Annotated in this window: 31 protein-coding genes; 28 read left to right on the top strand and 3 right to left on the bottom strand. The window is 70.7% G+C overall.

Annotated elements, in window-relative coordinates; all coding sequences use genetic code 11:
* Positions 1-65: 65 nt before the first annotated feature.
* The 20 genes from ACIPYQ_RS39010 (at position 66) to ACIPYQ_RS38915 (ending at position 10,483) form a co-directional block, all read left to right on the top strand.
* The gene (locus ACIPYQ_RS39010; RefSeq protein ID WP_401259201.1) at positions 66-317 is read left to right on the top strand and encodes a hypothetical protein; all 252 of its coding nucleotides are present in this window, start codon (positions 66-68) and stop codon (positions 315-317) included.
* A 316-nt stretch (positions 318-633) separates the two neighbouring features.
* On the top strand, positions 634-1,053 hold the full coding sequence (locus tag ACIPYQ_RS39005; RefSeq protein WP_401259200.1) for an RRQRL motif-containing zinc-binding protein: 420 nt from the start codon (positions 634-636) through the stop codon (positions 1,051-1,053).
* 28 nt (positions 1,054-1,081) lie between these two features.
* Positions 1,082-1,606, top strand: coding sequence for a hypothetical protein (locus tag ACIPYQ_RS39000; RefSeq protein WP_401259199.1), 525 nt, complete (start codon positions 1,082-1,084; stop codon positions 1,604-1,606).
* A gap of 4 nt (positions 1,607-1,610) precedes the next feature.
* Complete coding sequence (locus ACIPYQ_RS38995) at positions 1,611-1,895, top strand: hypothetical protein (protein ID WP_401259198.1); 285 nt, start codon at positions 1,611-1,613, stop codon at positions 1,893-1,895.
* Between the two features lie 63 nt (positions 1,896-1,958).
* The gene (locus tag ACIPYQ_RS38990; RefSeq protein ID WP_401259197.1) at positions 1,959-2,420 is read left to right on the top strand and encodes a Pycsar system effector family protein; all 462 of its coding nucleotides are present in this window, start codon (positions 1,959-1,961) and stop codon (positions 2,418-2,420) included.
* A gap of 11 nt (positions 2,421-2,431) precedes the next feature.
* A complete protein-coding gene (locus tag ACIPYQ_RS38985; protein WP_401259196.1) occupies positions 2,432-2,776 on the top strand; it encodes a hypothetical protein in 345 nt (114 codons plus the stop codon).
* Complete coding sequence (locus ACIPYQ_RS38980) at positions 2,773-3,747, top strand: AAA family ATPase (protein ID WP_401259195.1); 975 nt, start codon at positions 2,773-2,775, stop codon at positions 3,745-3,747. Before ACIPYQ_RS38985 ends, ACIPYQ_RS38980 begins: the two co-directional genes overlap by 4 nt.
* The gene (locus ACIPYQ_RS38975; protein WP_401259194.1) at positions 3,744-4,130 is read left to right on the top strand and encodes a hypothetical protein; all 387 of its coding nucleotides are present in this window, start codon (positions 3,744-3,746) and stop codon (positions 4,128-4,130) included. Before ACIPYQ_RS38980 ends, ACIPYQ_RS38975 begins: the two co-directional genes overlap by 4 nt.
* The gene (locus tag ACIPYQ_RS38970; protein ID WP_401259192.1) at positions 4,127-4,336 is read left to right on the top strand and encodes a hypothetical protein; all 210 of its coding nucleotides are present in this window, start codon (positions 4,127-4,129) and stop codon (positions 4,334-4,336) included. Before ACIPYQ_RS38975 ends, ACIPYQ_RS38970 begins: the two co-directional genes overlap by 4 nt.
* A gap of 30 nt (positions 4,337-4,366) precedes the next feature.
* Positions 4,367-4,720, top strand: a complete 354-nt coding sequence (locus ACIPYQ_RS38965) for a hypothetical protein (protein WP_401259190.1) — start codon at positions 4,367-4,369, stop codon at positions 4,718-4,720.
* Positions 4,721-4,817: 97 nt separating this feature from the next.
* Positions 4,818-5,117 carry a hypothetical protein gene (locus tag ACIPYQ_RS38960; protein ID WP_401259189.1) on the top strand — a complete coding sequence of 100 codons (300 nt, stop codon included), beginning with the start codon at positions 4,818-4,820 and terminating at the stop codon, positions 5,115-5,117.
* Positions 5,118-5,207: 90 nt separating this feature from the next.
* The gene (locus tag ACIPYQ_RS38955) at positions 5,208-5,885 is read left to right on the top strand and encodes a GGDEF domain-containing protein (protein ID WP_401259187.1); all 678 of its coding nucleotides are present in this window, start codon (positions 5,208-5,210) and stop codon (positions 5,883-5,885) included.
* Entirely contained in the window at positions 5,882-6,322 is a 441-nt protein-coding gene (locus ACIPYQ_RS38950; protein WP_401259185.1) for a hypothetical protein, read from the top strand. The genes ACIPYQ_RS38955 and ACIPYQ_RS38950 overlap by 4 nt, the downstream gene beginning before the upstream one ends.
* Positions 6,319-6,519 carry a hypothetical protein gene (locus ACIPYQ_RS38945; protein WP_401259184.1) on the top strand — a complete coding sequence of 67 codons (201 nt, stop codon included), beginning with the start codon at positions 6,319-6,321 and terminating at the stop codon, positions 6,517-6,519. Before ACIPYQ_RS38950 ends, ACIPYQ_RS38945 begins: the two co-directional genes overlap by 4 nt.
* Positions 6,519-7,010 carry a hypothetical protein gene (locus tag ACIPYQ_RS38940; RefSeq protein ID WP_401259182.1) on the top strand — a complete coding sequence of 164 codons (492 nt, stop codon included), beginning with the start codon at positions 6,519-6,521 and terminating at the stop codon, positions 7,008-7,010. Before ACIPYQ_RS38945 ends, ACIPYQ_RS38940 begins: the two co-directional genes overlap by 1 nt.
* A gap of 37 nt (positions 7,011-7,047) precedes the next feature.
* Entirely contained in the window at positions 7,048-7,287 is a 240-nt protein-coding gene (locus ACIPYQ_RS38935; RefSeq protein WP_401259180.1) for a hypothetical protein, read from the top strand.
* Positions 7,288-7,407: 120 nt separating this feature from the next.
* Entirely contained in the window at positions 7,408-7,671 is a 264-nt protein-coding gene (locus ACIPYQ_RS38930; RefSeq protein ID WP_401259178.1) for a hypothetical protein, read from the top strand.
* Complete coding sequence (locus ACIPYQ_RS38925; protein ID WP_401259176.1) at positions 7,668-8,339, top strand: hypothetical protein; 672 nt, start codon at positions 7,668-7,670, stop codon at positions 8,337-8,339. The genes ACIPYQ_RS38930 and ACIPYQ_RS38925 overlap by 4 nt, the downstream gene beginning before the upstream one ends.
* A gap of 281 nt (positions 8,340-8,620) precedes the next feature.
* Positions 8,621-9,379: a ParA family protein gene (locus ACIPYQ_RS38920; protein WP_401259174.1), complete on the top strand. Its 759-nt coding sequence runs from the start codon at positions 8,621-8,623 to the stop codon at positions 9,377-9,379.
* Complete coding sequence (locus ACIPYQ_RS38915; protein ID WP_401259172.1) at positions 9,380-10,483, top strand: ParB/RepB/Spo0J family partition protein; 1,104 nt, start codon at positions 9,380-9,382, stop codon at positions 10,481-10,483.
* Positions 10,484-10,611: 128 nt separating this feature from the next.
* On the opposite strand, the gene ACIPYQ_RS38910 is transcribed toward ACIPYQ_RS38915, so the two are convergent.
* Together ACIPYQ_RS38910 and ACIPYQ_RS38905 are read right to left on the bottom strand one after the other, a co-directional pair.
* The gene (locus ACIPYQ_RS38910) at positions 10,612-10,839 is read right to left on the bottom strand and encodes a DUF6207 family protein (protein WP_401259170.1); all 228 of its coding nucleotides are present in this window, start codon (positions 10,837-10,839) and stop codon (positions 10,612-10,614) included.
* A gap of 53 nt (positions 10,840-10,892) precedes the next feature.
* Positions 10,893-11,021: a hypothetical protein gene (locus ACIPYQ_RS38905; protein ID WP_401259168.1), complete on the bottom strand. Its 129-nt coding sequence runs from the start codon at positions 11,019-11,021 to the stop codon at positions 10,893-10,895.
* A gap of 382 nt (positions 11,022-11,403) precedes the next feature.
* Here ACIPYQ_RS38905 and mobF point away from each other — a divergent pair, with 382 nt between their 5' ends.
* The 8 genes from mobF to ACIPYQ_RS38865 all read left to right on the top strand — a co-directional run bounded on the left by mobF (position 11,404) and on the right by ACIPYQ_RS38865 (position 21,223).
* On the top strand, positions 11,404-13,296 hold the full coding sequence (mobF, locus tag ACIPYQ_RS38900) for a MobF family relaxase (protein ID WP_401259166.1): 1,893 nt from the start codon (positions 11,404-11,406) through the stop codon (positions 13,294-13,296).
* A gap of 104 nt (positions 13,297-13,400) precedes the next feature.
* Positions 13,401-13,985, top strand: a complete 585-nt coding sequence (locus ACIPYQ_RS38895) for a hypothetical protein (RefSeq protein WP_401259164.1) — start codon at positions 13,401-13,403, stop codon at positions 13,983-13,985.
* A 37-nt stretch (positions 13,986-14,022) separates the two neighbouring features.
* Positions 14,023-14,754, top strand: coding sequence for a hypothetical protein (locus ACIPYQ_RS38890; RefSeq protein WP_401259163.1), 732 nt, complete (start codon positions 14,023-14,025; stop codon positions 14,752-14,754).
* Between the two features lie 1,114 nt (positions 14,755-15,868).
* Entirely contained in the window at positions 15,869-16,297 is a 429-nt protein-coding gene (locus ACIPYQ_RS38885) for a hypothetical protein (RefSeq protein ID WP_401259162.1), read from the top strand.
* A 457-nt stretch (positions 16,298-16,754) separates the two neighbouring features.
* Positions 16,755-17,993, top strand: coding sequence for a replication-relaxation family protein (locus ACIPYQ_RS38880; protein ID WP_401259160.1), 1,239 nt, complete (start codon positions 16,755-16,757; stop codon positions 17,991-17,993).
* 91 nt (positions 17,994-18,084) lie between these two features.
* Positions 18,085-18,678, top strand: a complete 594-nt coding sequence (locus tag ACIPYQ_RS38875; RefSeq protein ID WP_401259158.1) for a hypothetical protein — start codon at positions 18,085-18,087, stop codon at positions 18,676-18,678.
* Between the two features lie 381 nt (positions 18,679-19,059).
* A complete protein-coding gene (locus ACIPYQ_RS38870) occupies positions 19,060-19,536 on the top strand; it encodes a hypothetical protein (protein ID WP_401259156.1) in 477 nt (158 codons plus the stop codon).
* A 16-nt stretch (positions 19,537-19,552) separates the two neighbouring features.
* Positions 19,553-21,223: a carbamoyltransferase gene (locus ACIPYQ_RS38865; protein ID WP_401259155.1), complete on the top strand. Its 1,671-nt coding sequence runs from the start codon at positions 19,553-19,555 to the stop codon at positions 21,221-21,223.
* Here ACIPYQ_RS38865 and ACIPYQ_RS38860 read toward each other — a convergent pair.
* Positions 21,220-22,101 carry a carbon-nitrogen hydrolase family protein gene (locus tag ACIPYQ_RS38860; protein WP_401259153.1) on the bottom strand — a complete coding sequence of 294 codons (882 nt, stop codon included), beginning with the start codon at positions 22,099-22,101 and terminating at the stop codon, positions 21,220-21,222. The genes ACIPYQ_RS38865 and ACIPYQ_RS38860 overlap by 4 nt on opposite strands.
* Positions 22,102-23,008: the final 907 nt, after the last annotated feature.

The raw sequence follows: 23,008 nt of genomic DNA, 5'->3' as shown, positions 1-23,008 counted from the left end.
CCTGCCCGCCCTCCTGCTGGCGCCGCGCCGACCAAGGCGCGGCGCCCGGACCCGAACGGAACCCCATGAAGCAGACGAACGAGTTCTGGGTCGGCACCTACCACGGTCGCCACGACGGCGCCCAGGCCACGGTCACCGCCACCTGCGACGACACCCGCCCCGAGCCCTACGCCTGGGCGTGCACCTGCGGGGCCTCCCGCAGCTTCCCCACGCAGGACGGCATGGACCGCACCGCCTGGCGGCACACGCACCCGACCCTCTGGGACCAGCTGCGGCAGCGGGCCGCCCGACTGCTCCGGACCCGCAGCACCCGCTGAGACCTGACGCTCTGCCTGGCCCTCGCCCCGCCCCGCACCCCGGGGCCGGACGAGGACCGGACAGGCCGCCTGGCCGAACGCACCAACCCGCCACTCGCCCCGCCGACACCCGCACGACGTCGGCGGGGCGCAGCGCTGCTCACCGACACGACTGGAGGAGATCACTCGTGCTCATCCCCCGCCCGCGCCGCCGGATCGGCCGGCCCCGCCCGCAGCGTCCCGGCCCCCGCTACCCGCAGCGCCCCGACCAGCTGCCCGGCGGCTGGAGCCGTTGATGCCCAGGAGGCGCAGGAAGCGGCGCCGCGAGATCAAACGCGTGCCCCGCACCGACGCGACGCTGCCGGAGCATGATCGCGGGGCCATTCCCGAGGGCCTTCTCACCCGGAGGCAGTTACGGGAGAAGGGGCTGAGCCCCGGCGGGCACGGCCCGGTCGCGGTCCTGCGCTGCAAGGGCTGCTCGTACCGGCCCGACCAGTCGTGCAACCACCCCACGAGGGGCTGGCTCTACGACGTGGAACTTGCCCGGCCGAAGCGGACGCCGACCCTCGCACAGGAGTGGGCGCTGGACCGGGCGATGGCCGCGAGGTCCACGTGCCCCCAGTGCAAGCGCCGGTACTACTACTGCCTCCCGCTGCGCACCCAGGGCTGCTGCGACCCCTGCGCCCGGGGCTACGAGCCCAGCCCCGACACCTACTTCGCCTCCACGGCCCCGGTCAGCCACCGGCTCGCCGCCTGATCAACGAACCCCTCGAAGGAGAGTCACCGTGGCTCTGTTCACCCGCCCTGCCCCCGCGCCCGAGACCTGGACGCCGGAGGGCACGCTCGTCTCCCAGCGCTACCGCGCGCTGGAGGGCGCGACCGTCCTCGTCTACACCGCCGATGCCGACCGGGGCACCGCGCACTACGCCGCCGCCTGCCTGGGCTGCACCTACCGCGCGGACCAAAACGCCTCGCACAACCCGATGTCGGAGGCGGAGGCAGCCAAGGCCGCCAACGCGCACGCCGCGGCCTGCCGGTCGATGCCGCGCGGCGTGCCCACCCGGCCCGACGACACCGAGGCCGCCGAACTGATCCGCACCCGGCTGTGGCACCACCGCTACGGCACCATCCCGCGCCCGGTGCACCTCGCCGACTTCAACGCCCTCCGCGTCGACCTCCAGCGCTCCACCGACTGGATCAAGGCGCTGCTGGCCTCCCTCGCACGGACCGAGCCCGGCTTCCTCACCGCGACGCCCACCAGCTCCGGTCAGGGCACCCGCTTCGCCGTCCAGCCCTTCGACCGGCCCTGACACGGTGCGCATCCGAACCGCCGCGCTGGTCGCGGCTTCCATCTCTGTCATGGCCGCCGCGGCCGCCGTCACCCTCAAGGCCAGCCGCTGGCAGCTGCACGCCGACCGGCACCGGATCCACCTCACCCCCGTCGCCCGCCGCTCCTGCCCCAACTGCCGGGGCGCGGGCGGCTGGTGGGTCGGCGGCCCGTTCCCGGAGATGGAGGCGTGCGACTGCTGGGCCACCCGGCGCGAGCTGCGCATCCGGCTGCTGCCGCTGCCCGCGACCGTCGACGAACCACCGTTCTGACCCCTATCCCGGGCGGGCCGCCGCGCGCGGCCCGCCCGGCAACGACAAGGAGAAGCAATGCCCATGACCTCCACGGTCCCCGCTCCCGGCATCGACAAGAACATGGACGCCGCCTGCGCCGCTGTCACCAACGAGATCAGCCGCACGGACGGCAAGTCGTCCTTACTGCTCGCCTTCAACGGCGCCGTCCTCGCCGGACTTGCGTCCGTCGCCGACAAGGACCTGCCCCTGGCGACCAAGGTGTTCGGTACGGCGGCCGTCCTCGCCCTGGGCGCGGCCGCCGTGCTGCTGCTCCTGGTCGTCCGGCCCCGGCTCCGCGGGGACGACCGGGCGTCCTTCCCGTACTGGGCGCAGCTCGACGAGGACGCGATCCGCGACTGCATGCAGGGCGACCCCCGCCCCGCCCGCATCCGGGTCCTGTCCGCGCTCGCAGTCCGCAAGTTCCTCTACCTGCGCCGCGCGGTCGACCTCAGCCTCACCGCTCTGGCTCTGCTCGCGCTAGCCGCCGCCGGTACCGCGCTGTGACGGCGGCCGCGGTGCCCACACCTCGCACCCGCATCGACCGCGTTCGCGCTTCCGCCGGCATCGCCCAGCTCGCCCTTCAGCAGATCGAGGACGAACTGCGCGGCGAGGTCGGCGCCCAGGAGCTCGCGGAGGTCCTGCGCGAGCTCCACCACGAGGACCACCGCCAGGACGGCGTCTTCGGCTCCCTCGCGCAGCCGCTCACCGTCGCCGCGCAGGCCGCCGCGCGGATTGAGCCGGACCGCGACGGCGAGATGTCGTGCCCGCTGCACGAGGCCGCCGCGCTCATCACCGAGAACGCCGGCCTCCAGACCTACTACGCCACCCGTGCCCTTGACCCGCAGGGAGAATCCGCATGAAGACCTTCCGCCTGGAAAACGCGCTGCCCGTCGACACGACCATCCCCGACCCGTCGCTGGTCTGCCTGATCGGCGCGGCCGGGTCGGGCAAGTCGACGTGGGCGAGGACCTGGCCCGACACGCAGGTCCTGGAGCTCGACAAGTTCCGGGCCCTGGTCAGCGACGACGCAGGTTGCCAGGAGGCGACCGGCGACGCCGTGCTCGCGCTCCAAGCCGTCCTGGAGGCCCGCCTCGCCCGCCGCAAGATGACGGTCATCGACGCCACGAACTGCGAGCAGGCCGTGCGCGCCAACCTGATCGAGACCGCCCGCCGCCACGGCGTGCCCACGGTCGCGCTGGTCGTCCCCACCCCGGCCTCCGTGTGCGTCGAACGCCAGGAAGGCCGACCCGCGAACCGGCGCGTGCCCGAGCAGGCCGTCCTCGCGCAGCACGCCGCCATGGTCGACGCGTGGCCCGGCCTGCCCGGCGAGGGCTTCGACCACGTCGTCGTCGCGGAGAACATCTACCGCCTGGAGCCGCTGCTGCAGCGGCTCAGCGACGCCAGGCGCGCGGATCTCGGCTGGGACGGCGGCGGGGGCCTGGGCGACCTGCTCCTGGTGCGCCGTTACTTCGGCCCCGAGATCCTGCCGATGTGGCGCTGGCGCGACGGCTCCGACATCGCCGACGGCGACCGCGTCGCCGAGATCCGCCTCGGCCAGCAGCGCCTCACTCTCGCCCTGCGCACCGACGTGGACGGCGAGGGCGACATCGGCTTCGACGTCCTGGTGCCCTGCCCGCACGACGACCAGTGCACCGCTCACGCCTGGGCCCCCGCCTACAGCGTCACCTGCCTCTTCCGGGCGCTGAACGGCGACCTGGACGACGACGAGGACAGCGTCTGCACCCTCCACGGCGGTTTCGACAACGCGGACCAGGAGCCCGACGACCACGCCGCCGTAGCGCTCCGCGAGACCGCCGGGAGCGCGCGATGACCTTCCTCCAGGAAAGCAGCAAGCCCGGCTGGAGCGACTGGGAGCTGGCCCGCCTGGTGGTGCACCTGCGCGGCTACGCCAAGTACGCCGATGACCCGCAGGCCGACGCTGCCCGGCGCCTTGGGGACGCGTTCACGGCAGACGAAGTCCGTCGGGCCGACGCCTTCCTGGAGGCCGGCCGCCAGGACACCGACCGCCTCGCCGCGATCGAAGCCCGACTCGGCAAGGACGCCACCAGCGAGGAGGCATGGCTCGCGCAGCAGCTCACCACGGCGTGGGCGCGGCTGGACGAGCTGCGGGACCGTATCGACGACGGCGGCAGCCTCATGGCCAACACCCATGTCGCCAGCGCCATCGACTACGTCCGCGGATCCCGGCCGTGAGCCGCGCCGCTGACGGTCCGCACCCGCACCCGCTCACCCCCGCCGAACTCCCGGCCGGGGACGACTGGTGGAGCGGCTGCGGGGAGTGCACCACCCCGGTCCAGGGCGGTGCGGCTGGCCTGGCCGCGCACCGCCGCACCGTCCATGACCCCCGCCGTGACTACGGCGACCGCCGTACCCGCATCACGATCCAGCTCGACTTCTGACCCGACCGGCACGCCGAAGGAGATCCGCCCATGCCCATGTCCGCCGCCGCGAAGGCGTACTACGCCGCCCACACCCAGGCCCTGCGCGAGCACGGCGCCATGAACGCCGCCCGGCTGTGGCCGCGCCAGGCCCTGCAGTACACGACCGTCAACGGCGCCCGCTTCCTGCCGTTCCCGTCCCGGATGCCCGTCCGGTCCGTGGCCCCGACCGTCCGCTCCGCCCTCAAGAAGCACACCGTCCACGAGTACGACGTCACCGCCCGCGACGGCTCCCCGCTGCGCATCGTCTACATCCGCCACGCTCCCGGCACCTGGTCCGGCGGCGAGGACGTCATCGACGTCTACGAGGTCCCCGCCGAGAACCCGGACGTGCTCAGCGGGTGATGGTCCTCCGTGCCGCCCCGACCCCTGCCGATCCGGCCGGGGCCGGGGCGGTCGCGGTGGTCCCTCACCACCGCGAGCACGAGAGGAGTTGGACGTCATGACCGAGCGCTATTTCGAGGTGGACGTCCCGATACGGAGCACCGACACGGGCCTGTGCGGCGTGCACGTCTTCACCGGCCGGGCCGACAGCGACAGCGCCGCCCTCAAGGCCGCGCACGAGGTCTACGACGCGGCCCGCACCGCGGCCCAGGCCGGACTCGAGATGCCCCACGGGCGCCCGGACGGCTGGGGTGCCTGCGGGTACCGGCCCGGCTGGGAGCTCGACTGGCCCGCCGCGAAGGCCGGCCCCTGGAGGAACCCGTACAGCTGGCTCAACTCCAGCCCGATGGAGCTGTAGCTCTGCCCCGGGACAGCCGCTCTGCTTGCCGGCTTCGACGGCTGCCCCGGGCCCATCCATCCCGTACGAGACGAGACGGAGACCCCAAGTATGTCGCCCTTACCCCGCGTTCCGGCCCGGATCGGCCAGCGCACCCTCCTTCTGACGACCGCCGCCGTGCCGTTGACCGGCTGGGCCCTCCACGCGGTCGCGCTGCACAAGCAGCTCGCCGCCACCCGCCGCGACCCGCTGACCGGTCTCCTGCGCCGCGACGCCTACACCGCCCGCGCCCGGAGCCTGGTAGCCCGCCACGGCGACGACGTGGCCGTGGTCATGGTCGACGCCGACCACTTCAAGCAGATCAATGACGGATTCGGGCACGCGGCCGGGGACGCCGTCCTCGCCGCGTTCGGTGCCCGGCTCAGCACCTGGGCGGGCCCGCGCGCAGCCGTCGGCCGCCTCGGGGGCGACGAGTTCGCCGTCGTCCTGAGGCTGCCCGCCGACCGGCGCGAGCGGCGCCTGGACCAGCTGGTCCGGCTGCTGCGCAAGCCGGTTGTCCTGGACGACGGCCGCACGATCGACGTCGCCGCCTCGGTAGGCGCCGCATCTCCGGACGGGATCGGCGCCCGCGACCTGTCCAAGCTCCAGCGGGCAGCCGATGCCGCCCTGTACGACGGCAAGCACACCGGCCGCGCGGTCTTGGCTGCCGCCGCGCACACCACGGTGCCGTCCATCAACGGCCGCCGGGCAGGCCGACCGGGCACGGCCGTGTGGGGGCGGGCAGCATGAGCACCGCGAACCTCCGCTGCCGCGGCATCACGATCCGCCAGCCCTGGGCCACCTGCATCCTCGCCGGGAAGACCACCGAGAACAGGCCCCGGCCCTGGCCCTGGCGTGGCTGGGTACTCCTGCACGCCGGACAGAAGCTGGAGCGCACCGCCCTGGGCGACCCGCTGGTCGCCACCGCGATCCGCGGCCGCGAGCTCCCCCTCGGCGCGGTCATCGGCGTCGCCCGCCTCACCGACTGCCACCCCGACCAGGGACCCGAGCGCTGCACCAGCCCTTGGGCGCAGCGCGAGGCCCACCACCTGGTCCTCACCGACGTCCACGAACTCGCCCTGCCCGTGCCCGCCAAGGGCGCGCTCCCGGCCTGGAAGCCGTCCCGCGACCTCGTGGACCAGGTCCTCGCTCAGCTCCCCCACCTCCGACCGGAGGCCACCTCATGAGCAGCAGCCCGCAGGCCGTCGACGACCAGGCCCTCGCCTACCCCGAGCCGGCCGCCCACCCGAACTGGCACCGGCACGGGCGGCCGGCCCCCGCGCCGCTCACACCGGACCGCCAGCGCCGCAACCAGGAACTGCTCCTGCTGGCCCTGCGCACGCACCGCCCCCACACCCACCGCAACCTCGCGGAGGCGAGCTGATGGACACCATCCCGATCGGCATAGACGGCTACCTCGACACCGAGCCCGTCCCCGGCCCCCGCGACACGGCCCGCTTCCGCCTGATCTCCTCCCCCTCCGAGGACGTCAGTGAGGAAAGCGTGCTGGCCTGCGTCACCGGTGACCCGTTCATCGTCCACCTGGTCCTCACCGAGCTCCGGCCCGGCGACTACCTGCACGTCGCCGGATTCCTGACCCTCCCGGCCCACTCCAACGGCGCTGTCCAGCTCCAAGTCGAAGCCCTCGAAGTCCTCCAAGAGGTACCGCTCGCACTCGCGGAGACCGCTGGTGAGGACGAAGTCGCCGACGAGCTCACCTTCGACCGCTACGGCGCCTACGTCGCGGTCAGCAGCAGTGCCACCCCGGCCGTCCAGCTGTGGACCGAGGCCGGCACCTGGATCGGCATCGTCACCGACCCCGCCTCCATTCAGGCCCTGATCACCGCCTTCGAGAAGTCCACCCGCAAGCCCTGACCCGCCCCGCCCTCACCCCGTGAAGGAGCACCAGCTCATGGCCCGCATCTCCATCAAGGTCGAACCGCTCCACGAAAACGGCACCGTCTGCCTCCACGCCGTCAGCCCCTCCGGCAAGCCCCGCGACCCGAACTCCGGCTGCACCGGCCGCCGCTCCTACCGGGTCCAGTGCAGCGCCTGCGGCACCGTCGGCACGCCGCACGGCCTACGCGTCCTGGCCGAGCCCGAGCAGACCAAGCACCGCGGGCAGCACCAGACGGCCCTCGCCAACCGCTGACCACCGCACCCGCCCGCCCTCGAACGGCGGCACGCAGCACCACCCCTGTTCGGCCCGGGGCGACCGCCGGCTACGAGCCCGGCCGCCCCGGAGCCCTCCCACCACGAAGATCGGAACGCGATGCTCACACAGCTCTGGGTCGGCACTTACCACGGCGCTCACGACGGACAACGCGTCGTCGTCACCACCACACGGAACGACGAGCAGGACCTCCCCTACGGCCTGCAGTGCACCTGCGGCCTGACCCGGCGCTTCACGGATCCGGTCGGCATGGACCGCGCCGCCTGGCGCCACACCCACCCCACCCTCTGGGACCGCTACAAGCAGCGCCTCCGGCGACTGCCCCGAACCCGCCCCTTCCCCGAGACGGAGAACGCCCGATGAAGCGCCTCTTCCACCGCTGCGGCACGTCTGGCGCCCTCAGCTCCGAAGACCAGGCCGTCGTGGACGAATACCGAGCGATGCTCGCGGCCCGCAAAAACCCGCAGCCTTGGACACCCGGCAGCGGCGTTGATGTCGCGGTTCGCATCGGACCGTTCGTCGAGCGGGCCCACCCCCGGCCCGGCGACGACCACGGCCCCGTTATCGCGGTCGCCCTGGTCCACCCGGACACCCCGCACACGCCCTACGACCGCCGCTACAACACTGGCTGGGTCCGCTGCGAAACGACCGCCATCCTCGGAACCTGGCACCCCGCCTACCGCATGCTCACCCACGCCGCGGCGGCTCTGGACTTCCCCGACGACATCGGCATGAGGCCAGCGCACTACGCCGTCCATGTCGAAGCCCGGCGCCCCGACGGCACCCGGCACGTCCTGTTCTGCCTCGGCCCGTACACCCAGTGCGGCCACGCCGACCGCGATGTCGCCCAACTCAACGCACAGCTGGCACAGGCCGCCCCCGGTAGGCAGGTGCTTACAGCATCGGCTGTGCCGTTCGACGTCAGCGCTCACGAGAGCTACAGCGACCCGTACGAGAGCGACGCCGCCGCGCTCCTGGCCGCCGCCGTCGCCGGGCGCGACCTCCCACACGGCATCGACCTCAGCGCCTGAGCACACGAAGCGGCCCCCGCCATCCGGACCTCGATCCGGGCGGCGGGGGCCGCTTTTTGCGTTTCTGGAGCGGGTCAGCTCTTGGTTGGTTTTACGGCCGTAAAACTCGCTGTGCGGGGACTGCTCGATGCGGCAGCCAGCTCGTCGCCTGCCTCACCCGTTTTACGGCCGTAAAACCACGGCGCTCCGCACGCCCTGCCGGACGCTTTCTGATCATCTGAGAGGATGCTTCCCGTCCATCCGAAGTACCGGGTTCCCGGGAAGTAGTCGGAGAGCAGTACATGCCCTACATCACCGTGCTCTTGAACCGTAAGGGCGGGGTCGGCAAGTCACTCTTGTCGGTCAACCTCGCTGCGGTCTACGCAGAAATCCTCGGCTGCGATGGCGGCGCCGAGACCGCAGGCGACGGCCCGTCCGTAGCGGTTGTCTCAATAGACCCCCAAGGCACCAGCATCGAACACGCTGAGAAGGTAAAGAAGGCTGGCAGGCCAGTCCCCTTCCGCGTCATCGACGCCAGCCAGAGCCTCGACAAGCTGCGCCGTCTGCGCAGCGCCAAGGCCGACATCATCATCGTCGACACCCCCGGCTTCATGCCGCTGAAGGCAGACGACGACGAAGACGAGTCCATCGACCCTCTCGGTGACGGCACCACCGGAGACGCCCTCCGAGCGGTCCTCGATGTTGCCGACGACGTCATCGTCCCCCTCGAAGCAGAGGGATCGGCCTTCACCCCGACCAAGGTCACCGTCGAGCGCGTCCTCATCCCCCGCCAGATCCCCTACGGGGTCGTCGTCAACAACTGGGACCCCCGCGACGGCACTGCAGACCGCGACCGCACCATCAGCCTCGTTCAACGCAGAGGCTGGGAGCTGTACAACGCCACCGTCCGGCACTACAAGCCGCACACCCGCGGCATCACCAACGGGCGATTCTGCACCCAGTACGAGTCCAACCACATCGCCACCAAGGCCAAGCAGGACTTCGTGTCCCTCGCCTTGGAGCACCAGCTCCGCCGCCAGAAGTACGCAGGAGGCCGATAGATGGCCAAGCACGACGAGTTCGACGACTTCTTCGGCGATGAAGACGACACCCCAGTCGTCGACACCCGAGCCGACGGCCGCCTGCTCCGTGTCCCGCTCAGCCGGCTTGCCCCCAACCTGGTCAACCCGCGTACCGACTTCGGCACCGAAGACGAGCTGATCGACCTCGGGAAGAGCCTGCTGCGCCGCCAGATCCAGGCATGCCCCGCCGTCAGCCGCGGCGCCTACCTGAAACTGTGGCCCGACCACGTGGAGCAGATCGGTGACGTCGACTACGTCCTCGTCACCGGTGAGCGTCGATACCGTGGCGCCACGGCTGCCGGCGGCCCCACCCTGAACTGTGTTGTCGACGACGGGTTGGCCAAAGACCGCAGGACGTTCATGGAAGCCGTGGTCTCCGAGAACGTCGACCGGCAGAACTTCAACCCCATCGAAGAGGCATACGCCGTCCAGTCCCTTGTTGCCGAGTTCGGCTCCAACCGCGCCGTAGCCCAGCACTTCGAGCGGGTCGACGGATGGGTCACCCAACGCATCCTGCTCACGCACCTGGCCCCTGAGGCCCAGGACCTGGTGCGGAAGAAGGCCATGCCGCTCGATGCCGCCCGGTCGCTGGGGAAGCTGGCCCGGGACAACGAGTGGGGCGGCACGGAACAGATGGCATGGTGGCAAGACGAGCAGAAGCAGCGGACGGCAGCGTCTGCCGAGCGATCCGTCGCCAAGAAGGCTGCCAAGAAGGCCGCTGGGGCGCCTGCCGTTCCCAAGCCGCTGACTGGTGGGCTGCCTGCTGGGGCTGAGCAGCAAAAGGCCGATCCGTTTTACGGCCGTAAAACGGATCCGGCCGACCCCGCATCGGCGGAACCGGATGTAACGCAGCAAAACCTGCCTGCCAGCGAAGCAGGGGAGGGCGTGCCATCCGTTCCCGGACAGGCCAACCCAGGCGAAGCCACGGCTGGGGGAGAGGTTCAGCCACGCAAGCTGTTCCCCTACGAAGACGGTGTCGACGCGGCGCGCTTCCTGATCCTCAAGATGCCGCCTGACGAGTTCAACAAGATGCTGGACGTGCTCAACAGGCACAGGGAAAGGCAGGCCGTCTCGGCCGGCTGACCCGTGCCCCCACTCAGGGGTCAACTGGTCGGTCCTTCATGGGGCCCGGCTTCCCGAACAGCGGAAGCCGGGCCCCGTGGCGCTGCGGCCGTTCAGGGGCTCTCGCGCAGTTCAGTGCCGCGACCTCGCTACCGCTGGTCGGCGCCCGGGCGTAGGACGTCCGCGTAGACCCGGGCCCGTACGCCCGGCTCGCCTGGAATACGGCGGAGAGGGGTGACGCCGGACGTGGCCCACACCCGCTCCAAGCACTTCATCACCGCCGTAACGGTGTCCTCGTCCGGGCCGGTGATATCCAGCACCACCAGACCCGGCTCCGCGATGTGCTGCTCGTCGATCTGCTCCATGCCTTCCCTCACGAACCGCCCCTGGCTACCGGTTCGCCAGCAGCGGTTCAATCATCCGAACGAGCTCAGGCCATCCGCAGCCCAACCGGGCCAGCCCTCGACTGCCGGAAGCTCTGGCGGAAGTGGCGGCGCTGTTCGGTGGTGAGGCGGTCCAGGTCGGTGGTGAAGCGGGGCGTGGCCTCGTAGGTGGGCACGTCGTTTCTCCGGGAAGCCGGAAGCCCCCGGCTGCGCCGAGGGCGGTGTGTGTCTCGCTCGGTTGAAGGGAGTCGCTGACGTGGTGGAGGAGGCGGAGTCTTTGGCCGTCAGGTGGGGGAGCGGTACGTAGGTGTGTGCGTCTTGACGGTGGAGTCGTCGGTTGTCGGTTGTCGGGGTGTGTGAGGTGGGGGTGACTGGTCGCCGCGCAGCATTTGCATGGCCCTCTGTAGGGGCCGTGAGTGCGAAAGACCGTGTTCGCCTGGCGGGCGCGACGTCACCGCCCGCGCCCGCCGTGCGGGATCGGCCGTGAAGTTCCGGTGAACTCTCCCGCCCTACGGGATCGTGCTTTTCCGCAGGTCAGAGCCGATGTCACCTGTGGGGATGATCAGTGTGGCGAAGGTGCAGAGGCTTAACGCCTGGCGGTACTACGTGCGCGGGGTGGCCTTCGGCGACGGGCGCCGTCCTGCCCGCCAGCCGTTGAAGGACGCCCAGGAGAAGGCCGGTCTCCCGCCCGGAGTGTGGATGGGGCGCGGCCTGACCGCGCTCGGGCTCACCGCCGGGGAGACGGTGACGCAGCGGCAGATGGAGCTGATGTACGGGATGGGTCGGCACCCGGACGCCGACCGGATCGAGCGCGAGCGCCTGGCCGACGGGGACACCCCAGCCGAGGCCCGGCTGGCGACCGTCCTGGGGCAGCCGGTCGAAGAGGTCGAGAGGCGGAAGCAGACGCCGCTGTTCGCGCTGGACTTCGTGTTCCGGCCGCAGGCGTCCCTGGTCGTGCTGTGGGCGCTGGGAGACGACCACACCCGGCGCGTCATCGAGCAGGCGCACGAGCGCGCGGTCGCCACCGTGCTGGGTTGGCTTGAGGATGAGGTCGCGGAGACCCGGTGGTCTTCTGGCCGCAATCGCGCAAAGGCGCCGGCCTTGGTCGCCGCCGCGTTCCGGCACTTCGACAACAGGGACGGCTTCCCCCTCCTTCACGAGCACGTTCTGATCCTCAACCGGGTGCAGCGCCCGGACGGCTCCTGGTATGCGCTGGACACCGTTCGCCTCTACCAGCACATCGTGGCGGCCGGGACGCTCTACACCCTCACGATGACGACCGAGGTGTGTGAGGAGCTGGGCCTTGCGACCGTGCCGCGGGAGGTGACGCCCGGCCTGCGTCCGGTCATGGAGATAGCCGGGGTGGACCAGGACCTCATCGACTGGTCGGCCACCCGCCGCGAGCAGATCGACGCGGCCCTGGAGGGCATCACCGACACGTACGTCAAGAAGCACGGCCGGCTGCCCGGCGAGCGCGGCCGCAACGGACTCGGCTGGTGGGCGGCGCAGGACACCCGCCGGGAGAAGAAGACCCCGAAGCCGCTGGAGCAGCTGCGCGCGTGGTGGCGTGCGTCCGCGATCCTGCGCTTCGGCAAGCAGATGGTCGACGGGCTCCTGGAGCGCTGCCAGGCAGCGGGGAAGGCGATCCGGGCCCGCGTGGGCCCGCGAGTGGACACCGCCCTCGCCGCCGTCGACGTCGCCGCGATCGTCTTCACCGTGCGCCGCACCTTCGCCCGCCGCCACGTCCTGGCCGAAGCCCGCCGGCACCTGCTGGAGACCCTGCGCGGCCGCGGCTTTGCGCCCGGCCTGGACGACTACATCGCCGACCGCGCCCTGACCCGCCACGCCCGCCAGCTCACCGTTGCCCAGCCCGGCCGCCGCACCCCGGTGCCCGACCAGCTCACCTACACCGCGGACTTCGCCTGGCCACACCGGTGGTGGATCGCCGACGCAGGGGGCAAGCCGCCCCGGGAATCCAGCAGGTACGAGCGGGCCCGGGTCGCCAGCCTCGTCCTGCAGAACGCGATCCGCGACGCCCGCATCCTTTCCACCGCGCGGGACGAAGGGCCGGCCGCGACCACGTCGGCCGCCGCGCGCGGTGACGACCACAACCACGACCAGGCGGCGCCGCACGCCGTCGACCACCCGGACCAGGACACCGCCCTCACCCCGGCGCAGCGGGCCGCCGCCGTCCACGCCCACCAGCAGGCCGCGATGCCCGAGGAATACCTGGAGGGCCGCACGACCGACCCGGCGACATGGCTGCGGACCCCGGAGAACATCGCCCGCCTCGCCGCGCTCACCCAGGACGCCGCCGCCCGCCGCCGCGCCGTCGCCGACCATCTCCAGCAGACCGGGCAGCCGGCCACGGATGCGGTCCGCCCCGCCGATCAGCAGCAGCACCACACCACCCGGCCCGACCAGGGCAGGGGACCCGGCCGCGACCGGTGAGGGATGCCAACCGGCCAGCGCATGGCCGATCTGCGACTTCACCCGCGAGCCCCGGCGGACCGGACTGACAATCGGGGACGTTGGCACCCGGCACGGGAGGAACCTTGACCGACCTGCACGAACCGCTGGAACCGCTCGACAACTACCCCGACGAGCTGCCCCCGCCCCGCCAGCGCGGCGACGTGAACCTGGTGGGCCTGCTCAGCATCGCCGACGACCTCGCCCGCAGCCTGGCGGCGCTGAAGATCAGGGTGCAGCCCCACGACCCGAAGACCTCGCTCGTCAGCCCGGAGAAGGCACGCGAGAACACCGCGCGGGAAGTCGACCGCCTCCTAGGGAAAGCCGTCTACCTCCAGCGCCACGCCCACGCCGCCATGCTCGGGCGCTGCGTGCTCGGCGCGGACTCCAAGGAAGACTGCTCCACCGAGGGCGCCAACCTCCAGCTCAACGTCTGGGACGACCACACCCGAAGGGACATCGTCGAAGACGGCACCACCGGCTGCATCGCCCACACCGTCGAAGCCGCCCGCCGGACCATGGCCGACCCCACCAGCCGCAGGATCCTCCTCGCCTTCGTCCACCAGGACGAAGGAGCGGCCGTCTCCCGCGCCCTCGGCCTGGGGCCGGACGACACCAAGCAGTTCCTGCACCGCGGCCTCATCCTGCGCCCCGAACACCGCGTCTTCTGACCCCGCTGCCCCAGCACTTCCGCATTGGAGCGTCACGTTGACCTATGAGGCCCGCGACCTGAACCTGACCGACCCGACGAAGGGCTTCATGCACTTCGTCCTCTACGCCGAGCCGCGCTTCAGTGTTGCTACGTCGTCGCTGAATGCGGAGGTGAAGATCGAGGCGCAGCAGACCGTGACACCGCACTTCCAGGAGTGGCTGAGCAGGCTGGTGCGGTGCGAGCCGAACGCGATGCACTGCATGCTGGTGGAGCGCACGAAGATCCCGGCCCTGTTCCACCCGTGCGTCACCGAGGACCCCAGCAGCCCTTCGGCCATGAACGGTTCGGGCTGCCTGTGCCGCCGCACCTTCTACGACCCCGAGTTCGGGCTGCCCGTCGTCGGCGAGCACTTCAAGCACCGAGGCGAAGGCGGCACCGATCAGTGGAGCTACCAGACGTTCGCTCCGCTCGCCCTGCGCCCTGACGACGTCTTCAGCCGCTTCTACATCGGCCGCAGCCTGTTCTGGGCCCGAACGGAGAAAGGGGTGTTGTCGCTCCTCCCGCAGCGCGAGGGGCGCGGGTACAGCGTCGGTTACAACGGCGGGGGCCCGGGCGCCCTGGCTGCCTACCTCACCCAGCTCGCCGACAGCGACGGCCAGAGCACGGCCGCCGGCGCTTCGTACGAGGAAGCGCACCCTGCGATCCTCGCCTGGACCCAGAGCGGTGCGGCCGAGCGAGGCACGAACGAGCTGAGCCTGGGCGACCTCAAGGCCATGCAGCGGAGCTGACCGACGCCCCCCACGACGCCCACGGACGGCTTGTCCGTGGGCGTCCTTGTGTCCGCTGGACCTCCCCGCCGCTTCGCCTCGCGGGACGAACGGCGAAGTCTCCGTGCCAGCTGTCGGGACACGGCCGTACCGTGCGCGCTGCACGCGACGGGGACCGAGGAGGGTGCGGGGATTGACCCGCCCAACCACGGAGGCCCCGATGGTCGACCCGATCCCGACTCGCCGACGCGTCCCGACTGCGCGCGGCGCTCTACCCGGCTCCGAAGCCGTCGCCCCGGCGCCGCTCCCAGCAGGATCCGTGCGGCCGGCCGAACCGGCGGCGCACCGCGCGCCTGCGCCGACGCCGTCGGCGGTGAGTGCGGGACATCCCGGCATCGGGTGCGCCCACTGACGATGCGGTGCACTCCGCCACCGCATCGCCTGCCGTGCCGACGATGTCGTGCACTCTCGCGGTGCGCACGATGCACCGCACCGTGCGCACCTGGTGCGCGCCGACGATGTCGTGCACTCCCCACTCGGTGCGGTGCGCACCACGATGCGCGCGACGGTGGCCTCCACTCCCGTTCCACTCCACCCGGTACGTACACGGACAGTGATGGTGCATCGGATGCCGTGCACTCGATGCGCACCCCTTGACCAGGTGCTCCACCCTCCACGGACCCTTCCATCGGGCAGAAATCAACCCTTGTCCAGGCACGAGTTTTCCGCGTTTCTCCTTGACCTCGCTCGCCAACGCCCCGGCGATGCCGAGCTCGGCCAACGATGCGCGCCTACAGAGGGGAGACTTCTCTGTCCCGCCGCACCGTGCACCGTCACCGTACGTAGCACCGGTGAGTGGTGCGCTGAGTGCCGTGCACTCTCGTATTTGGGTGCGCACCACCGGGTGGGAGTGGACGACATCTTGCGCACCGGCCCGGGAGTGGACGCCACTGTGGTGCGCATCAGGTGCGCAGTGGAGTCCACTCGGTGCGCACCATCCGGTGGGGGAGTGCGGTACATCGCGCACCACTCATTCCACCGGTGCGCGCGGGGTGCGCACCGGTGCGCCGTCGGCATCGTCACCCGGGTGGCGTGGCGCGGTTGTCGAGTGCCCGGCTGTCCCTACGATCCGGCCGTGGGACAGACCCCGGCACAGAAGGCCGCGCAGGCGGCGAGCGGGCAGCAGCCGAAGAGGAAGCGGCCCGGCAAGGCGCAGCGCGAGGCGATCAAGCGGGCGCAGGCGGCCAAGAAGGCCGGCGGCGGGAAGCCGACCGCGAAGAAGGCCGCAGCGAAGAAGGCGGTGCCGCTGCCGCGCGGCTCGCTGCGGGCCGCGTACCCGGGCACCTGCCCGGCCTGCCTGAAGGACTACGGCAAGAGCGACGTCATCACGAAGGTGGCCGACGGCTGGGGACACCCCGCCTGCGCGCCGCGCCGGCTGTCGGCGGCCGAGCGGGAGTTCGCCAGGAACAAGGCCCGGATCGAGAGCGGCGAGACCTACCGTGCCCAGAAGCCTTCGGACTGGCGGCTCGGCTCCTCACCGTCCAGCTCCCGTCCGGCCCGCTGAGCGGACGGCCGGGCGGTGTGGCGTCGGCCACGGACAAAACGGCCCGGTCCAGGGGTAGTCAAGGCGAAAACGGACATCCGTCGACGGCGATCGTCAGACCGCGGCCAAGGGGTGGCACCTCACGGTGGCTCCGGCCCGTGCGCAGACCGCGCGCGAGCCGGACGACCGCCGACCCGGCCTGCAGGCCGGAGGATCCGAGGACACCGTGCCCGCCGACCTCACGCCCATCCCCGCCTACGAACCGCACGCTGCCGCCGACCAGACGCCCGTCGCAGACCTGGACCAAGCCCCGCAGGGCCCCTCCACGGGCCCCTCCATCGCCCCTTCCACGGCCGCCGCGCCCGCGCGGACGGTTCGTGCAGGTCAGCCCCGGCGGTCAAGGCCCTGCGACGCGTTCGACAACCCTTCTAAGTCTTCGAACCAGACATGGAAGCCCACCCACACCCGAAGGAAGGAAGTGCTGAAGGCTCTCGGGATCTTCCAGAGGGCTACCGCCGATCAGCTGTGGCGGATGATGCGCCCCGGCGACCGGCACGACAGGATCACGAGGGACACCCTCAACGCGCTCAAGGACTCGGGCCTGGTCCGGGTGGAGACGCGGCTGGAGTCGGGACATCAGCTGTGGGTGCTCACCGAGAAGGGCCACAAGGAAGCCAAGCCGCTGCTGCCGAAGAACGTACGGATCTCCGCGCTGCGCAAGCTCGAGTACGACGACGAAGGCCGGCCGCAACAAGCCGACGGCTACGACGAGCACGCTGCCGCCGTCACCTCGACCGCCGCTGTGCTCACCGGGGCCGGGTACGGCACGCCGCTGTCGTGGCAGACCGAGATCGGGCACAGGCTCCCGTACGGATACACCCAGTACGCCGACCTGACGATGCGCGCCCCGGACGCCGGGGTGCCCGCGATGCTCCTGGAGGTCGACCGCGTCACCGAGCCCGTCGACGACCTGGTGCAGAAGGTTCGGCGCTACGCCGAGTGGTTCGAGCTCCTGGCGCCGAAGGCCGACCCGAACCACGAGCGAGCAGCCCGTCACGAGGGAGCGGCGGTGCACGCCTTCCGGCTGTGGTCACGCCTCTACCCGGCGACCGACCGCGAGGGCTACGTCCCGGTGGCGTTCGTGTTCACCGGGAAGACGGTCGCGCAGCGCGCCAGCCGGATGCGGCGCCTGGAGCAGGCCGCCCGCCGCTACTTCGCCGGCGAGCCGTATCCGGGTCAGGGCTCGGGCATCACGGCCGTCAACTACCACCAGGCGGTACCCGTGGTCGTCACCGAGCTGGAGCGGATAACCGCCGACCCGGCCGGGGCCGCCGGCACGGTGTGGCGCAGGCTCGGGCGAGACGAGTGGCAGACGCTGACGCAGGCCCTGGACAACCCCGACGGCGACCGGCTGTACGCCGTGCAGTGGGAGCAGGCCCGCCGACGGCAGGCGGAACGCAAGGCCGCGGCCCGCGAGGCGCAGCGGCCCGTGTGCACCCGCTGCGGGAACAAGCTCACCGACGACCGCTGGCAGTCGATCCGGCAGTCCTCGTGGCGCAGCGAGGGAGACGACCTATGCGGGTCGTGCCTGCACGAACACTACGAACAGGTGCAGGCGGAGAAGGACGCGCGGCGCGAGGCGGAGGAAGCCGCGGACCGCGAGGCGGCCGAAGCGGAGCGGAAGAAGAGCCGTGGCCTGTTCGGCCGCCGCCGATAGCCGCAGCAGATCTTTGTCGTCCGGCCGGACAGGCGGCCCGGCCGGACGCGAGGATGGGAGCCGCGAACGACGCTGCGAAGGGGGAGACGTCATGGGACTGGCGCGCAAGAGCTGTGCGGTGGGCACCTCGTTCACGGTGGAGGAGCACCGGCACCTGGCCGATCTGGAGTACGGCGCGAACATGCTGGACGACTTCACCTGGTGCGACCTGCAAGCCGGGCACGACGGTGAATGGCACTACGCCTTGGCGCAGATGGCAGGCGAAGACGAATGGTGGCTGCGCTGGCGGACCGGAGCCCGCGAGCTGATCACCCTGCCAGGCTGCACCGCGCGCGACACCGAGAACATCCCGTCCGACCCGGAGCCGTGCCTGCTGTACGCCGACCACGACGGTCCCCACACCTACGAGTTCGACTACAAGATCCGGCGGGACGGGCAGGGCGCGCTACACCGGGCTCTGACCGTAGGAGACCTGCGCAAGGCCATCGCAGACCTGGACGACGACACAGCCATCCGGATCGGCGCGGTCACCACCGGCGTCCTCACCGACGGCGACTTCGAGGTGCTGCTCCAGGCGGCGGCCGAAGCCGCCCTCCCGTACACGTCCGCCGGCGGACAGGTGGATCCGGCCCTGGTCCTGCTCATCGGCCTCAACTCCATGCATCCCAGCGCCGAGAAGGACTGACCGAGTCGGCGGGCGGCGCGGTTGACCTGTGACAGCGAACCTGGACCGATTGCCATCGAAGTTGGACCGAACGCAATTCGTGACAACGAAGATGGGGTCCAGTACTGGTAGAAGTCTGTAATCGGGTGATCTGAGTTTCCGGCCCGCTTGGCCCGAAGGCATGTCACTCTACGTCGTCAAGCTGGCCGGGGTCTTCCCGGGAAGCCGCGAGAGCTCCCCTGCAATGCTCAACCGCCCGGTCTGAGGGCACGGCGCCGACGGCAAGACCACTGAATGACGTAGCCCTTGGCGACACGACCTAGCGGAGTAGTGACATGAAGTCCTGATTCAACTACGGTGCGTAATCACATGTCAGCAGGTTCTCCCGCAGGGGGCAAGCAAATGCTCAGTAGCAAGCCGGAGTTGATCTGGCAGGGCCGTATTCACCTCGGTGACGAGCCGGGCGTCTACGGTGATGCGAGTTATGCGGGGCTTACCACCGAGATCCCGCTGACTCTGCAGAAGACCGATCCGGCTGGGCAGGACAGCACCACGCTCCGGGTGGTGACGCAGGATGTCGAGACCTTCACCGGGTACCCGGGGCATCTGATCACCGTGGTGCTCTACGAACCGGACCCGGCCGCATCATTCCACTCCCGGGAGGTCGTGCTGGCGACCGCCCGGCTGACCAGTGCCGACGGCGGCCACAAGGATGTCCTTCTCGACCTGACCAACCGGCCGAGTCCGCTCCGGGTCAGTGTGCGGATCCGCGTGGACACTGAGGTACCGCCCGGGCTGTACGACGACTTCGTCGTCACCAAGCTGCTCAACAAGTCGTCAGGCTACGTGTTCGTGGCGTCGCTGGGCTTCACCGCCTGAGCACGGCCGGCCGACGGTGGGTCTGGCGCAGCTGTCCGCCGTGGTGCACAGCCATGCCACGAGCTGGCACGACGGCGGGGTCGCGGTGCTCTCTCCGGACGGTGAGATCTTGGCGCTCGCCTCGGAGCGGGTCGGCGACCGGCGCAAGCACAGCTGGGACTCCCGGCTGGCCTACGAGTACCTGAAGTCGTTCCCGGAGTACCGGCCGCTGTTTGGCGGTCCGGGTGACCGTTTCATCGACAACTCCGTCGGCCTGTACCCGGACGAGCACCATCTGTTCCACGCGGCGAGCACCTTCTACGGCTCAGGCTTCGCGGATGCCGCAGTCCTCGTGGTGGACGGCCAGGGCTACTGCAGGGACCGGCTGGTCACCACCTCCCTCTGGTCGGGAACCGACGCCGGGCTGCGGCTGGTGGAGGAGCGGGCTAGCTTGGAAGGGGTCTTCGCGGCCGACTCGATCGGGCACTTCTACACCGCGGTCGGCGCCTTGGCGGGCATGGGGAGCCTGCATGACGAGGGCAAGACGATGGCTCTGGCGGCTTACGGCCGGCCGTCCCCGTTCCTCGACCGGCTCCGGGCATACGCCAAGGCGAACCAGGACGGCACGTACTGGGTCGACCGGCGGTTCGTTTCGACCGTGCTCGCCAACACGCTGGGGCGTGAGCTCTTCGGCTGGGCGGCACCCGCGCCGCAGGACCAGATCCTGTGGGACGAGCTGGTCGCGGCGCGGAAGCGGCCGCCAGAAGTCGCCCGCTTCGATCAGGACGATATGGACATCGCCTATGCCGGTCAGGTGATCCTGGAGGAGATCCTGCTCGGTCTGTCACGCCGTGCCCATCGGCTGACCGGCAGCAGCAGGCTCTGCCTCGCGGGCGGGGTGGCGCTCAACTGCGTGGCGAATGGGCGGATCCTCGACGAGGGTCCGTTCCGCGAGGTGTTTGTGGTGCCCGCCCCGGGCGATGACGGGCAGGCAATCGGCAAGCTGCTCCACGAGGTGCGCAGTCAAGGTCTGACGGTCGACACCACGATGCGCACCGCCTACTACGGACCGCGGTATCCGCCGGAGGCGGTGGAGGAGGCGGTGCGAGAGCTCGGCGATCGGGCCGAATGCGTCCGACTGAGCGAACACGAGGTGGTGGAACAGACGGCCGCCCGGCTGGCGGGCGGCCAGGTGATCGGTTGGTGGCAGGGGCGCTCCGAGCTTGGGCCGCGGGCGTTGGGGCACCGCAGTATCTTGGCGGACCCCAGGTTGGACGGGATGCGAGAGCGCATCAACTCGGAGGTCAAGGAACGCGAGTGGTTCCGTCCGTTGGCTCCGATGGTGCCCGAGGAGCGGGCAGCAGAGTTCTTCGAGCTGGACCAGCCGAGCCCCTTCATGGCGCTCGCGGTCAAGGTCCGGCCGAGCAGTCGGCACTTGATCCCGGCCGTCACCCATGTCGACGGCACGGCCCGGGTGCAGACCATCCGGCGCGATCAGGACGAGCGCTGCCATCGGCTGCTGCGACGCTTCGGCGAGCGCACCGGTATCCCGGTCCTGCTGAACACCTCTTTCAATCGGCGCGAGGAGCCGCTGGTCGAGACGCCGACCGATGCCTGCCAGGCCTTCCTAGCGATGAACCTCGACGCGCTGGTGCTGGAGAATTACTTGCTGGCTAAGCGCTCGATTGGGGGGCCTAGACCGGCCTAGGCCAGCACGTGGCCGATCAGGGTGCGCTGGGTGGCCGACCATTCGGCCAGTTGCTCGGCGCCGACGGTGTGCAGGACCAATTGGTCCTCGGCGGGCCCCGCGGAGATCTCGGTGCCGTCCGGCAGAAAGACGGCGCTTCGGCCCAGGTACTCGGTGCCGTCCTGCTCCACCCCGTGGCGGTTGCAGAAGACGCTGATGACCTGGTTCTCCAGGGCCCTCGCCTGGTGGATCTTCCGGAGGAAGTCGACCGACACGGTTGACGGGCTGAGCACCAGCTGGGCGCCGACAACCGCTGCCGCCCGGGCCGGACCAGGGTCGGCGATGTCCATGCAGATCTGCACGGTGCTCTGCCAACCCGCGATGTCGACCATCCGGTGTTCGGCAGTGCCCGGGCTGAACACATCGTGCTCGGCGCCGAAGAGCCGCACCTTGTCGTGGACCGCGGTGAGCCCGTTCGCTCCGATGACCAGCGCTCGGTTGAAGCTCCGGCCGGAGCAGTGCACGGGCAGGCTGCCGACGAAGCGCAGCCGCTGTCTCGCGCCCACCGCGATCAGTGGTTCGAGCAGCACGGCCAGTTCCGCCTCGGTCGGGAAGGCCGCGGGCAGCGTGCGGTAGCTGCCGAGGAAGAACTCGGGGAGGACCACAACGGCGTCGGTGATCTCGCGAACGGCCGAGCGGACGAAGTCCACGTTCTCCGATTCCGAGCGCAGCTGAGGAGCGAACTGGAGGAAGCCGATCCGGAGCACCGCGCTCGGCTCGATGTCCACGGGTTCCCCGGCCTGGTGCGGGGGCGCTGGCGGGAGCTCTCGGCGCAGGCCGTGGGAGATCGCGCTGACGGACGTCGGCGAGGCGACGGGCAAAGCTGCGGAACGGATCATTTCGGGGGTCTTGTCGAGGTTGATGGTCCAGGTCTATACCTGTTGAAGATTACAACACCTCCTGTGCGCGACGGCTTGGAAGCGGAAGTCGCTCGTGTCACACGAGCCGCTGCGCGGCAGGCGAGTCCACCCGGCACGCGGAAACCTCCGCCGCCACATCCTGTGCGAACAAGACCGGCCCGTCTTACGACTTGGGACACCGACTCAATCATATGTTCGATTTTTCGTTCTGCGCGCTGACCTGCGGCGATCCGTCTTCGCTGTCACAAACCACGCAGTGGTGCAGGTTCAGTGGCAATCGGTCCAGGTTCGCTGTCACAGGTCAGCGGTGACCGGTGACCGATTCTGCAGAGTTGCATGGGTCGGTCACGCCACTGACGTGCGGTTTGACCGACGGCGGGGCACCGATCGGTCACGCCGGTGGCGGTGACCGTCGTGACCGGTCACGCGGTCGGGCAAGCCCAAGGCTTACCTGGGCAAGCTCACTGGAGAGCAGGCTTGCCCGGCCTGACTGACGGCCGCTTGGTCCCCGGGTCGGCAGTGCGCGGCCCCAGAGCATCCGACGACGTGTACTTCCCGCGTTACTAGGAGGAGCCCTGGGCAAGCCGCCCCGAACGGAGGCTTGCCCAGCCGAGCTATTGGGGCTGTCCGCAGCCCTCACCGTGTCGGAGGCGTTGGGCATACTGCTGGCCATGCCGCTGCCGGTTCGCCTGCATCTGATGATCACTTTCGTGATGGCGGTGACCGGGACGTTCGCGGGAGCCGCGCTCGGCCTGGCACTGTTCGGCCGCCTGCTGTCCCTGCTCTGTGCCGGAGCCGGCGGCATTGGCGCGGCCGCCTGGGCGCTGCTCCCGCCAGATCGCCGACTTCTTCAGGGAACAGCTCCGGCCCGCGTGGGAGATCCCCC

The organism is Streptomyces sp. NPDC090045, from assembly GCF_044747975.1.
Taxonomy (GTDB): domain Bacteria; phylum Actinomycetota; class Actinomycetes; order Streptomycetales; family Streptomycetaceae; genus Streptomyces.
The sequence above is the reverse complement of the archived record's forward strand: the minus strand, read 5'-3'. Positions and strand labels throughout refer to the sequence as shown.